This window comes from Pseudomonas sp., assembly GCF_030147005.1.
GTDB lineage: Bacteria > Pseudomonadota > Gammaproteobacteria > Pseudomonadales > Pseudomonadaceae > Aquipseudomonas.
Genome location: NZ_JASLAW010000061.1, coordinates 15,776 through 28,235 on the forward strand (window position 1 = coordinate 15,776; position 12,460 = coordinate 28,235).

Annotated in this window: 15 protein-coding genes; 8 read left to right on the plus strand and 7 right to left on the minus strand. The window is 61.7% G+C overall.

Features of this window, described 5'->3' with window-relative positions; translation table 11 throughout:
* Positions 1-77 precede the first annotated feature (77 nt).
* The 3 genes from Q1V60_RS05760 to Q1V60_RS05770 are packed head-to-tail and all read left to right on the plus strand — an operon-like array spanning position 78 to position 3,011.
* Positions 78-1,370 carry a citrate:proton symporter gene (locus Q1V60_RS05760; RefSeq protein ID WP_300628279.1) on the plus strand — a complete coding sequence of 431 codons (1,293 nt, stop codon included), beginning with the start codon at positions 78-80 and terminating at the stop codon, positions 1,368-1,370.
* 1 nt (position 1,371) lies between these two features.
* Positions 1,372-2,697 (plus strand): acyclic terpene utilization AtuA family protein, encoded by a 1,326-nt coding sequence (locus Q1V60_RS05765; protein WP_300628280.1) that lies wholly within the window; start codon positions 1,372-1,374, stop codon positions 2,695-2,697.
* Complete coding sequence (locus Q1V60_RS05770) at positions 2,694-3,011, plus strand: hypothetical protein (RefSeq protein ID WP_300628281.1); 318 nt, start codon at positions 2,694-2,696, stop codon at positions 3,009-3,011. The genes Q1V60_RS05765 and Q1V60_RS05770 overlap by 4 nt, the downstream gene beginning before the upstream one ends.
* 108 nt (positions 3,012-3,119) lie before the next feature.
* Here Q1V60_RS05770 and Q1V60_RS05775 read toward each other — a convergent pair whose 3' ends face one another.
* From Q1V60_RS05775 to Q1V60_RS05795, 5 genes are all read right to left on the minus strand, one after another.
* Positions 3,120-3,491, minus strand: a complete 372-nt coding sequence (locus Q1V60_RS05775; RefSeq protein WP_300628283.1) for a glutathione S-transferase N-terminal domain-containing protein — start codon at positions 3,489-3,491, stop codon at positions 3,120-3,122.
* Between the two features lie 102 nt (positions 3,492-3,593).
* Complete coding sequence (gene folE, locus Q1V60_RS05780) at positions 3,594-4,139, minus strand: GTP cyclohydrolase I FolE (protein ID WP_124433484.1); 546 nt, start codon at positions 4,137-4,139, stop codon at positions 3,594-3,596.
* Between the two features lie 79 nt (positions 4,140-4,218).
* Complete coding sequence (locus tag Q1V60_RS05785) at positions 4,219-4,776, minus strand: Smr/MutS family protein (RefSeq protein ID WP_300628288.1); 558 nt, start codon at positions 4,774-4,776, stop codon at positions 4,219-4,221.
* Between the two features lie 75 nt (positions 4,777-4,851).
* A complete protein-coding gene (locus Q1V60_RS05790) occupies positions 4,852-5,172 on the minus strand; it encodes a hypothetical protein (RefSeq protein WP_300628290.1) in 321 nt (106 codons plus the stop codon).
* Between the two features lie 142 nt (positions 5,173-5,314).
* On the minus strand, positions 5,315-5,905 hold the full coding sequence (locus Q1V60_RS05795) for a cysteine hydrolase family protein (RefSeq protein ID WP_300628292.1): 591 nt from the start codon (positions 5,903-5,905) through the stop codon (positions 5,315-5,317).
* 239 nt (positions 5,906-6,144) lie between these two features.
* Between Q1V60_RS05795 and prmB the strand changes: the two genes are divergently transcribed.
* On the plus strand, positions 6,145-7,053 hold the full coding sequence (gene prmB / locus Q1V60_RS05800; RefSeq protein WP_300628294.1) for a 50S ribosomal protein L3 N(5)-glutamine methyltransferase: 909 nt from the start codon (positions 6,145-6,147) through the stop codon (positions 7,051-7,053).
* A gap of 201 nt (positions 7,054-7,254) precedes the next feature.
* Here the strand turns inward: prmB and Q1V60_RS05805 are convergent, their stop codons facing one another.
* Positions 7,255-8,058, minus strand: coding sequence for a hypothetical protein (locus tag Q1V60_RS05805; RefSeq protein WP_300628296.1), 804 nt, complete (start codon positions 8,056-8,058; stop codon positions 7,255-7,257).
* A 98-nt stretch (positions 8,059-8,156) separates the two neighbouring features.
* Entirely contained in the window at positions 8,157-9,119 is a 963-nt protein-coding gene (locus tag Q1V60_RS05810; protein WP_300628298.1) for an alpha/beta fold hydrolase, read from the minus strand.
* 143 nt (positions 9,120-9,262) lie between these two features.
* Here Q1V60_RS05810 and aroC point away from each other — a divergent pair, with 143 nt between their 5' ends.
* The 4 genes from aroC to Q1V60_RS05830 form a co-directional block, all read left to right on the plus strand.
* Positions 9,263-10,354, plus strand: coding sequence for a chorismate synthase (gene aroC / locus Q1V60_RS05815; RefSeq protein ID WP_300628300.1), 1,092 nt, complete (start codon positions 9,263-9,265; stop codon positions 10,352-10,354).
* A gap of 10 nt (positions 10,355-10,364) precedes the next feature.
* Positions 10,365-11,525, plus strand: a complete 1,161-nt coding sequence (locus tag Q1V60_RS05820; protein ID WP_300628302.1) for an MFS transporter — start codon at positions 10,365-10,367, stop codon at positions 11,523-11,525.
* A complete protein-coding gene (locus Q1V60_RS05825) occupies positions 11,522-12,052 on the plus strand; it encodes an acireductone dioxygenase (RefSeq protein WP_300628303.1) in 531 nt (176 codons plus the stop codon). Before Q1V60_RS05820 ends, Q1V60_RS05825 begins: the two co-directional genes overlap by 4 nt.
* A 207-nt stretch (positions 12,053-12,259) precedes the next feature.
* Positions 12,260-12,460: helix-turn-helix transcriptional regulator (locus Q1V60_RS05830; RefSeq protein ID WP_300628304.1), on the plus strand; the 201-nt coding region annotated here is incomplete at its 3' end.

Consider the following 12,460-nt stretch of genomic DNA (forward strand, 5'->3'; position numbering starts at 1 on the left):
AATTTACAAAGCCTAACCTGATTCCAATACTCACGGGAAAACAATAACCGGCCAAAACGGCCACCCTGGAGTAACCCATGCTCGCAACCCTGGGTGTCATCACCATCCTCTGCCTGCTTGCCGCCGTCATGAGCAAGCGCCTCTCGCCCCTGGTGGCCCTGATCGCCTTGCCGATCATCGCCGCGCTGCTCGGCGGGTTCGGCCTGCAAACCAGCGCATTCATCATTACCGGCATCAAGAACGTCGCCCCCGTGGTGGGCATGTTCGTGTTTGCGATTCTGTTCTTCGGGATCATGACCGATGCCGGCATGCTCGACCCCATCATTGACCGCATCCTGCGCACGGTCGGCACGCGTCCTACCCGAATTGTCGTCGGCACCGCGACCCTGGCGCTGTTGGTGCACCTGGACGGTTCCGGCGCGGTGACCTTCCTGGTGACGGTGCCGGCGATGTTGCCGCTGTACACCCGGCTGGGCATCGACAAACGCATCCTTGCCTGTGTCTGTGCGATGGCCGCCGGGGTCAATTTCCTGCCCTGGACCGGCCCGGTGCTGCGCTCGTCGGCGGCGCTGCATGTGCCGGTGGCAGACCTCTTCCAGCCATTGATTCCGGTGCAGATTGTCGGGCTGATCTTTGTGTTCGCCTGCGCCTGGTGGCTGGGCCGGCGTGAAGAAAAGCGCCTGGGCCTGGGGGCCGGCTCCAGCGTGGACGCGGTGCCGCAACGGGTACTCAGTGATGACGATATCAAGCTGCGCCGTCCACGGCTGTTCTGGGTCAACCTGACCCTCACCGTGCTGGTGATGCTGGTGATGATCGCCGGCTGGGTCGACCCGGTGGTGATGTTTATGCTCGGCACCGTGGTCGCGCTGTGCATCAACTACCCCAACGTCGACGCCCAGCGCGCCCGTATCGACGCCCATGCGAAAACCGCCCTGACCATGGCCAGTATCCTGCTCGCCGCCGGCGTGTTCACCGGCATCATGCAAGGCACCGGCATGCTCAAGGCGATCGCCGAAGTGGCGGTGGCGCAGATTCCCGCTGGCCATGGCAAGTTGATCCCGGCGGTGGTGGGCTTCATTTCCATGCCGCTGAGTATGTTGTTCGATCCCGATTCCTACTACTTCGGCGTGATGCCGGTGATTGCTGAAGTCGGCAAGGCGCTGGGTGTCGACCCCCTCCAAGTGGCCCAGGCCTCGTTGCTGGGCGTGCACACCACGGGCTTTCCGGTCAGCCCGCTGACTCCCGCGACTTTCCTGCTGGTGGGCCTGTGCAAGATCGAACTGGCCGATCACCAGCGCTTCACCATTCCTTTTCTGTTTGCCGCGTCGGTGTTGATGACCCTGACCGCGCTGCTCCTGGGAGTTATCTGAGATGAAAACCTTGCGCATCGGCGCCGGTGCCGGCTACTCCGGTGACCGTATCGAACCCGCCGTGGAACTGGCCGAACAGGGCGACCTGGATTATCTGGTGTTCGAATGCCTGGCCGAACGCACGATTGCCCTGGCGCAACAGGCGCGTATCGGTGATCCGGCGGGCGGTTACGACCCCTTGTTGAGTGAACGCATGCTGCGGGTACTGCCTTTTGTCGGGCTGCACGAAGGTCGTCGTCGCCTGCGCGTGATCACTAATATGGGTGCGGCCAACCCAGTGTCGGCCGCCGTTGAAGTGCGGCGCATCGCCGATGAGTTGGGCATTAACCTCAAGGTGGTGGCCGTGGCGGGCGATGACGTGCTGTCAGTGTTGCGGCCCGAGCAGTTGCTGGACAACGGCCAGACCCTGGGCTCACTGGGCGAACGGCTGATTTCGGCGAATGCCTACCTGGGCGTGGACGGCATCCTGGAAGCCCTGCGCGCCGACGCCGACGTAGTGATTACCGGGCGTGTGGCCGACCCGTCATTGTTTCTCGCGCCGCAGATGTTTGAGTTCGGCTGGGCCGCCGACGATTGGCTGCGCCTGGGCCGGGGCACCCTGGTCGGGCATTTGCTCGAATGTGCGGGGCAGGTCAGCGGTGGTTATTTCGCGGACCCAGGCTGCAAGGACGTTGATGACCTGGCACGCCTGGGCTTTCCGCTGGCCGAGGTCGACGCCGATGGCAATGCCCTGATCACCAAAGTGGCGGGCACCGGAGGGCAGGTCAGCCGCGCCACCTGCAGCGAGCAACTGATCTACGAAGTGCACGATCCGCAAGCGTATCTGACCCCGGATGTCACGGCCGACTTTTCACGGGTGGGCTTTGTCGAGGAGGGCGTTGATCGGGTGCGTGCCCAGGGGGCCGAGGGCCGTGCCCGGCCTGAACAGCTGAAGGTCAGCGTCGGTTATCTGGACGGCTGGATCGGTGAGGGGCAGATGTCCTACGGCGGTCCCGGCGCTGTCGCACGGGCGCAATTGGCGCGGGATGTGGTGCTCAAGCGCCTGGAACTGATCGGCGTGAAGATGCAGGACGTGCGTGCCGAGTTGATCGGCATGGACGCTCTGCATGGGCCGCGCAGTCACGTCGAGCCTTGGGAAGTGCGCCTGCGGGTCGCCGCCCGTTGTGAAGCGCGCAGCGACGCCGTGCGCGTCGGCAATGAAGTGGAAACCCTCTACACCAACGGCCCGGCCGGCGGTGGCGGGGCGAGCAAGAGCGTACGCCAGGTGGTGGCGGTGGCGTCATTGCTGCTGCCCCGTGACCGGGTCAAACCGAGGATAGAAGGATGAAGTTGCACGCACTGGCCCACTCCCGCACCGGAGATAAGGGCGACACGTCGAACATCTCGATCATTGCTTATCGCGCCGAAGACTATCCGTTGCTGTGCGAGCAGTTGACGGTAGCGCGGGTGACCGAGTTCTTTGCCGGTTTGCTGGAGCCAGGGGCTGAGCCGGTTCGCCGTTACGAGCTACCCAATGTGCAGGCCCTGAATTTTGTCTTGCCAGGCATCCTGCGCGGCGGCGTGACCCGCTCGCTGGCCCTGGATGCCCATGGCAAGTGCCTGGGCTCGGCGCTGCTGGACCTGGACATCACGCCACCGTAGGAGCGAGCCTGCTCGCGAAAATCGTCAACGATAACGCGGGGAACCTGACACTTAGCGGCGCTCTCGGGGTTTCCGCGAGCAAGCTCGCTCCTACAGAGGCGCTGGCTATCAGATGGCGGCGAAGCGCTTGTCCAGGTAATCAATGATCACCTTGGAGTCGTACATCCAGGTGGTCTGGCCGTTTTCTTCGATGCGCAGGCACGGCACTTTGATCTTGCCGCCTTGCTCCAGCAGAGTCTGGCGGTCTTGCGCGTTATTTTTCGCGTCCTTGAGCGCTACCGGCACATTCAGGCGATGCAGGGTGCGCCGGGTCTTCACGCAGAACGGGCACGCGTGGAATTGATAGAGGGTCAGGCCCTTGGCCGCTTGGTTCACCTGCGCCTGTTGTTCGGCGGGGCGCTGCTTTTTGCGCGGACGGGTCAGGAAGTCGCCTGCGATGATGATCTGGCCGAGGCCCACTCGAAGTGCTTTGACGAACATGGCTAAAAACCTCTTGCCCATGAAGAAGGGGTCGCAGCTTACCTGAATTTTGCGGGCGAAAAAAAACCGGCGATGAACGCCGGTTCTTTCCTACGCAGCCGCTTACTTGATCAGGCTGAGAAATTCGCTGCGGGTGGCCGCATTGTCGCGGAACTCGCCGAGCATCACTGACGTGATCATCGACGAATTCTGTTTTTCCACGCCGCGCATCATCATGCACATGTGCTTGGCTTCGATCACCACCGCCACGCCGAGGGCGCCGGTCACTTCCAGTACCGCGTCAGCGATCTGGCGGCTGAGGTTTTCCTGGATCTGCAGGCGACGCGCATACATATCGACGATCCGCGCGACCTTCGACAGGCCCAGCACTTTGCCGCTCGGGATGTACGCCACGTGCGCCTTGCCGATAAACGGCAGCAGGTGGTGTTCGCACAGCGAGTACAACTCGATGTCCTTGACCAGCACCATTTCGCTGTTGTCGGAGCTGAACAAGGCACCGTTGGTAACTTCTTCCAACGTCTGTTCGTAACCGCGGCAGAGGTACTGCATCGCCTTGGCGGCACGCTTTGGCGTGTCGAGCAGGCCCTCGCGGGAGACGTCCTCGCCGAGTTGGCCGAGAATCGCTGTGTAATTCTGTTCCAGGGACATGAAACTACCTGTTGGATTTTCGCAAAGCGCAAGGTTACGGGGGCGGACACATCGCTGCAAGCCTGACGATGGCACTTGTTTACTCGTCGCGCCCTTCCATCATCGTGCGCTTGAGCATCACATACACCGCGCCGGCCCCGCCGTGTCGGGCCTGGCAGGAGGTAAAGCCGAGCACCTGCGCATGCTGGCGCAGCCAGGTGTTGACGTGGCTCTTGATCATCGGCCGCTTGCCGTCCAGCCGCACGGCCTTGCCGTGGGTGACGCGCACGCAGCGGATTTCGAATTTGGTGGCTTCGGCGAGGAAGGCCCAGAGGGTTTCGCGGGCTTTTTCCACATTCATGCCGTGCAGGTCGAGGCTGCCTTCGAACGGGATGTGGCCGGCCTTGAGCTTGCGTATCTGGCTTTCCTGCACCCCATCGCGGGCCCACATCAACTCATCTTCGGGGCCGACGTCGATCACGAACTGGTCCGACAGGCCATCAACGGTGGTGGCATCGGTGCGCACGGTCGCGGCCTGGCGCAGCTTGGCGATTTGCGCCCGATCAGCCTTGGGTTTGCCGGTGTCGGCACGGTCGTGCTTGATCGGCTTGACGCCGCGCAGCTCGTTCTTGAACAGGGAAAAATCGTCGTCTTGCATGGCAGCCTCCGCGAAGGGCGGGCAGTTTACCTAAATCGCGGCGGCTGCGGCGCAGCAAATACTATCCATGCGCCATCAGTCGTGCTTTTTCATCAGGTGCGAAGCGATATTCAACGACAGCGGCTGGCGCATCTTGCGCCGGCTGCGACGCCACAACCACACGCCCAGCCACACTACCAGCAGGCCGATCCCAAGCAGGATGGCCGAGCCGCCAGGGCTGGCGTTCAGTTCGCCGAGTGCCGGCGAATGCCCAAACAGACCGGCGCCACCAGCGCCCGCCAACAGCAAACCTACGATCGCCAGCAACGCGGCAATGCCCGCCACCAGGCGCAGACGCCAATTGCTCGGGCCCTTGGGACGCAAGCGACGAGCATCAAAACCATCGGATATCTTCATTCCGACCTTTCCTCCAGGGTATCGGCCCTTCGACCGGAAGATACACAGGTTGTTCCTGTGCCCGAGGTAAATGCACGAAATGAGTACGCTTCGCGGATGAGCGGGCCAATGAACATTGGCGCACCGCTCATCAAAGCGACGATCAGATCAACTCTTTGGTCAACGCCAGGGTCGCGAAATTGTCGGCCATGATGGCCATTTCGGTTTGCTGCACATGCTCGGCACTGAGCACGCCGCCTTTGTAGGGCAGGTCGCGTGTGGCGCAGGCATCTTCCACCAGGGTGCAGCGAAAGCCGAGGTTCTTGGCGGCGCGCACCGTGGTGCTGACGCTGGAATGGCTCATGAAACCACAGACGATCAGGTCCAGCGAACCGAGGTCTTGCAGGTGTTTTTCAAGGCCGGTGCCGTGGAAGGCACTGGGCAGCAACTTGCCGATGATGGTTTCGTCGCCTTCAGGCTCCAGGCCGGGGATGAACTCGCCGCGCTCGCCTTGCGGATCGAACAGGCCGCCGACGGTACCCAGGTGGCGCACATGCACGATCGGCCGCCCGGCGTTGCGTGCCGAGGCCACCAGTTGCTTGATATTGCCGACCGCCGCGTCCATGCCCGAGAGGGCGAGTGGGCCGCTGAGGTATTCCTTCTGGGCGTCGATGATCACGAGGGTCGCATGGGCAAGGTTGGCAGCTGCGTAACCACGACCGCTGAGTTGAAACATCGTCTTTGGAACGGACATTCTGGGGCTCCTGTCAGGGGGGCTTTTGTGACATTGTCCACTGGCTGAGCGGTTCTGTGAATCGCTACCATCGTAAGGTACGCCGTTGTTGACGTGCAGCCATGTCAAGTAGGCGACTTGTTTAACCCAATAGTGGCAAATTGGATGAAATCCGACATGCGGCAAGGGTATTTCGTACATCGTCGGTACAGGTGAACGCTGTTAGAATCGCCAGTCGTTTTTTCCAGGAGTCTGCCCCCGTGATCACTTCCCGCCTGCGCACCTTGCGCGACCATATCCGTTGGGCTGTCAGCCGTTTCCATGGGGAAGACCTGTTTTTTGGCCACGGCACCGACAATGCCTGGGACGAAGCCCGGCAACTGGTGCTCGGCGCTCTGCACCTGCCGTGGGAAATTGCCGACAGCTACCTGGACTGCAATCTGGAAGAAGAGGAAATCTCCCATGTGCAGCGTTTATTGCATCGTCGCATCCATGAGCGGGTGCCGACCGCCTACTTGCTCAAAGAGGCCTGGTTCTGCGGCATGTCGTTTATCGTTGATGAACGTGTGCTGATCCCGCGCTCACCGATCGGCGAGTTGATCGAGAACCGCTTCGAGCCCTGGCTGGCCCAACCGCCGGCGCGCATTCTCGACTTGTGCACCGGCTCCGGTTGCATCGGCATCGCCTGTGCCTACGAATTCCCGAACGCCGAGGTGGTGCTGGGCGACTTGTCCTTCGAAGCCCTGGAAGTGGCCAACCAGAATATCGAGCGTCATGGCGTCGATGAGCGCGTGTATACCGTGCAGGGCGACGGCTTTGGTGGCTTGCCGGGGCAGCGCTTCGATCTGATCGTGTCGAATCCGCCGTACGTGGATGCCGAAGATTTCGCCGACATGCCGGATGAATACCAGCACGAACCGGAACTGGGCCTGGCCTGCGGTGACGACGGTTTGAACCTGGTACGCCGGATGCTGGCCGAAGCGGCGAGCCACCTGACCGAGAAGGGGTTGCTGATTGTCGAAGTGGGCAACAGCCAGGTGCACGTCGAAGCGCTGTACCCGGAAGTGGATTTCGCCTGGCTGGACTTCCAGCGCGGTGGCCATGGAGTGTTCATGTTGACGGCTGAACAGTGCCGGGCGCATCAGGCGGTATTCGCCGCGCGTGTCTGACCCGGTTTGCCTGGGATAGCGATGTGTCGTTGCCACCGCTATCCCGGCATGGGAAGTGGGCCGTTCCCGTGACAACGACCAGTATTCTCAGGCCGCCACGGGAGCAAGCTCCCTCACCACAGGTTCAGCGTCGCACCAACGTTGTGTGCAAACCTGTGGCCTTCGCAGGCAAGCCAGCTCCCCCAGTTGCGCTTCAACCTGTTAACGGTGCGTGGCAATCCAGATCAACAATCCCGCCTGAAACACGGTAAATGCCACCAGGCAGGTGATGGTAAAGCGCAGGCCGCTGTCCTCGCGCTTGAACTTGGTGACCTTTTCTTCTTCCTTGCGCAGTTTCACTTCCTGCTCGGCCAGGTTCTGTTCGGCCTGTTGCAGCATTTGCGCAGCTTCGAGTATTTCCACGAACTGCACTTTTTCGGTGTTCCAACTGTCCAGCACGTTGCTGACCTTTCCCGGCTGTACGTTGCCCTTGAGGTGTTGCACGTCGGCATAGGCCACATCGAAACCCTGGATGCGCAGAAAGTGATCGCGGCGCAGGCGTGTGGCTTCGTTGAGCGCGTCCTTGTTGGCCAGGTCCACGCCATCGACGCGGTAGTGTGACCACTTCTTCTTGGCCCACGCGGCGCCCTGGGCGACCAGGAAGCGGCCAAGACCACGGTTGACCGGTTCGATCTCCAGGCTGTTGCCCGGGCCGAAGTGCACGCGATGTTTATCGTGATCGACCCAGATATCCAGCTGGTTCTGCTCGCGCCGTACGCGCTGGCCGGGCAACTGGATCACCATGCGCAACAGGCTGTGATGCGGGTCGTGGCGCTCGGCGTAGCCCAATTGCACAAACCGCAATGGCCGTACGCCGGTCGCACGGTCCGTGGCCAGCGGGGCGAGCCGCAGCATCTTGAAATGTTCGGCGTGTACGTCTGCCCACGGTAGCGCCGCTGCGGCGGCGGCCTCGGTTTCAGCCGGGGCGTCGGCGGTGGATTCTGGGGTTGCTTCAGTGGTTGTCATGCGGCGCGATCCTGTCCAAGCCTGCGAGCCGACAGCCTTTTTACTGTCGATTCTGGGCTTATCGGCCGCTTTCTTCAGGACTAGAGGCAAATTGGCGTTTAACGGGGTTTAAGTCCGTCAATAAAGCGCACTATCCGCTCGCCCAGTTCGGCGGCGAGGGGCAATTTCGGGTCGTTGTAGGACGCCAGTTGCTGCTTGACGTTGTTGGGCACGATGCGCATCACATGGTTCATGCCTTCGATTACGGTCAACTGCGCGTCGGGCTTGGCGTGTTTCAGTTGCTGGGCATCGCCTACGCCGACCTGTATGTCGTTGGTGCCCTGGATGATCAGCGCCGGCATGGTCAAGCGTGCAAAGGCCGCCGACGGGTCGGCCCGGAACAGGCTGATCAGATAAGGTTGCACGCTGGGTCGGAAAATACCTTCCAGCGGACGCGGCACATCGGCATCCACTTGACCGGCCTTGAGGTGGTCGAGGATTTCGTTGCTACGCAGTAGCAGGGCGGGGGGCAGGTGGTCGGCCAGTTGCTGGCGAATCACCTGGTCCACCGGGCGGGCACTGCCGGACAAGGAAATCACCCCGGCCGGGTTCAATTGCGGCGCGGCGAGGGCGGCGACCAACGCGCCTTCGCTGTGGCCCAGCACAACCAGCGGGCCCATGCGTTTGTCGGCCTTGAGCAACTTGCCCCAGGCCACGGCATCGGACACATAGGCGTCGAGGGTCAGGTTGCGTTCATCCGGGGTTGCGGCCAGGCTGGCGGCCACGCCGCGTTTGTCATAGCGCACGCTGGCGATATTGTGCCGGGCCAGTACCCAGGCCAGGCGCTTGAGGCTGTCGTTGCGCGCACCGTCGGCGCTGTTGCCGTTGCGGTCGGTGGGGCCCGAGCCTGCGATGATCAGCACCACCGGCACGGGTTCGTCGGATTGCGGCAATAGCAGCGAGCCAAACAGCTCACCGCTGCCGGTATCCAGGCTGATGGGCCGTTGCAGTACAACAGGGGAGGCGGCCTGGGCCACGGCGGTAAACAAGGTAAGGGTGAACAGCAGAACTCGCAGCATCATCGCGCCATCATTGGAGAGGTGCCGGTTGGACCAACGTCTACCGGTAAGGTTTCGAGGATGAACTAGTCGGTTAGCCTGCGTATACTGCCCGCCTTAAGTTATTACGGTTGACTTGATTCAACTGATTTCACGGAGCGCCCTGCATGTCCGGCAATACCTTCGGCAAGCTGTTCACTGTCACCACCGCGGGCGAAAGCCATGGTCCGGCGTTGGTCGCCATTGTCGACGGCTGCCCGCCCGGCCTTGAGCTGTCTGTAGAAGACCTGCAGCGTGATCTGGACCGCCGCAAGCCCGGCACCAGCCGCCATACCACCCAGCGCCAGGAACCCGACGAAGTCGAGATCCTCTCCGGTGTGTTCGAAGGCCGCACCACCGGCTGCGCCATCGGCCTGCTGATCCGTAACACCGACCAGAAGTCCAAGGACTATTCGGCGATCAAGGACCTGTTCCGCCCGGCCCACGCCGACTACACCTACCATCACAAATACGGCGAACGCGACTACCGTGGCGGCGGCCGCAGTTCGGCCCGCGAAACCGCGATGCGCGTGGCGGCCGGTGCCATTGCCAAGCAGTACCTGGCGACCCAGGGCATCGTCATTCGTGGCTACATGAGCCAGCTCGGCCCGATTGAGATCCCGTTCAAGACCTGGGACAGCGTCGAAGACAACGCCTTCTTCTGCCCCGACCCGGACAAGGTGCCGGAACTGGAAGCCTACATGGATCAGTTGCGCCGCGATCAGGATTCAGTCGGTGCGAAGATCACCGTCGTGGCCGAGGGCGTGAAGCCGGGCCTGGGCGAGCCGATATTCGACCGTATCGACGCCGAACTGGCCCATGCGCTCATGAGCATCAACGCGGTCAAAGGCGTGGAAATCGGCGCCGGTTTCGCCTGTGTGTCCCAGCGCGGTACCGAGCATCGCGATGAGATGACCCCGCAGGGTTTCCTCAGCAACAACGCCGGCGGCATCCTCGGTGGCATCTCCTCGGGCCAGCCGATCGTTGCGCACCTGGCGCTCAAGGCCACGTCGAGCATCACCACGCCGGGCCGCTCGATCGATGTGCACGGCAACCCGGTTGACGTGATCACCAAAGGTCGCCACGACCCGTGCGTCGGTATCCGCGCCACACCGATTGCCGAGGCGATGATGGCTATCGTGTTGATGGACCACCTGCTGCGCAACCGCGGGCAAAACGCTGACGTGAAGGTGAGTACGCCGGTACTGGGCCAGCTGTGACGGGCTGACTGTGACAGCCCTCCCTTATTGGCGCCTTTCCAGCTTTTATCTCTTCTACTTCGCCCTGCTTGGGGCGACGGCGCCATTCCTGGCGCTGTATTTCGATCACCTGGGTTTTTCCAGTGCGCGTATCGGCGAGCTGGTGGCCATTCCCATGCTGATGCGGTGCGTGGCGCCCAACCTGTGGGGCTGGCTGGGCGACTACACCGGCCGACGCCTGGCCATCGTGCGGTTTGGCGCGGTGTGCACGCTGTTGAGTTTTTCGTTGATTTTCGTCAGCAAGACCTACGCCTGGCTGGCCCTGGTCATGGCCCTGCATGCATTCTTCTGGCACGCGGTGCTGCCGCAGTTCGAAGTCATCACCCTGGCACACCTGCAACAGCAGACATCGCGCTACAGCCAGATACGCTTGTGGGGCTCCATCGGTTTTATCCTCACTGTCGTGATCATGGGCCGCCTTTTTGAATGGCTGAGCGTGGATATCTACCCGGTCGTGGTCGTGGTGATCATGGCCGGGATCATCGGCGCCAGCCTGTGGGTGCCGAATGCACAGCCCGCCAGCCACGGCACACGTCTGGCCGGTGACGGTTTTCTCAGGCAGTTACGCAACCCCGGCGTGCTGGCATTCTATGCCTGCGTGGCGCTGATGCAGATGAGCCATGGCCCGTATTACACCTTCCTCACGCTGCACCTTGAACACCTGGGCTACAGCCGTGGCGTGATCGGGCTGTTGTGGGCCCTTGGGGTGGTGGCGGAGGTCTTGATGTTCCTGGGCATGAGTCGAATCCTGGCGCGCTTTTCAGTGCGCCGGGTGCTGCTGGCCAGTTTTCTGCTGGCGGGGCTGCGGTGGTTACTGCTGGGTGCATTTGCCGAGTTTTTCTGGGTACTGTTGCTGGCGCAAGTGCTGCATGCCGCCACGTTCGGCAGTTTCCATGCGGCAGCCATCGCCTTCGTGCAGCGCAGTTTCGGCGACCGTCAGCAAGGGCAGGGCCAGGCGCTCTACGCCGCATTGGCCGGCACCGGCGGGGCGCTGGGTGCGCTGTATGCCGGTTATAGCTGGAACCTGCTGGGCCCGACCCTCACGTTCAGTATCGCCAGCATCGCGGCCCTGGCCGCCGCCGTTATCATTGGCCTTCGATTGCAAGAGCCGAACCAAGGAGCCGTGCAATGAGCTACGTCGCTGTCTATGACATCGCTACACCGGGCACCCCGAACAAAGTACTGACCCACTTCGACGATATTCAGTCGACCCTGGCCGAACAGGGCGTGCGCTTTGAGCGCTGGCAGCCCGCGCCGATCGAGAAGGGCGCCAGCGTGGCGCAAATGATTGCGGCGTATCAGCCGCAGATCGATGCGCTTGGCTACGCGAATGTCGAGGTGGTCAGCGTGACCGGTGACCATCCGCACAAAGCCACGTTGCCGGTCGAGTGCGTGAGCGAGCACACCTGCCGCGAAGATCAGGCGCGATTCTTCATCGCCGGCCAGGGGTTGTGCTCGTTGCGCATTGGCAATTATGTCTACGGGGTGCGGTGTGAAAAGAACGATCTGCTGATCGTACCCGCCGGCACGCCCCATTGGTTCGACATAGGCGAGAACCCGTATTTTGTAGCGCTGCATTTGTTCAATACCGCAGAGGGATCGGCGCCGACACTGACCGGTAACGACATCGCGTTCGACGCTGCAAAGCTGGACGACTAAGCCAAATCTTTTAAATTTTCAACCCCGGCAAGTTGGAAAATGCTGTGGGAAGATGCCTAGATAACTGTAGGGCTTGGCTGTTTATCCTCGGCCTTGCCCTCTCACTCCGCCGGTTGTGTAACTCTCTCCTTGTTCAATGTTTATGTCGCCTGTCAATAAGAAAAGTCCGAAGGATGGCGGCGCGTCACCATAAAAAAGGAGAAGGCAATGAGTCGCCCCGAGGAGTTAGCTCACCCGTTGGAAATTGTTCCGACGGCCATCAGAAGACGCTTGAGTTTACTTGGCAAGCCCCTGACCAAGACGGAGCTGGAGATACTGCGGTGGGCCTCCGAAGGGAAGACCATTTGGGAGATAAGCAGGATCCGCTGCACCTCCGAGGCCACGGTCAAATTCCATCTGCGCAATATC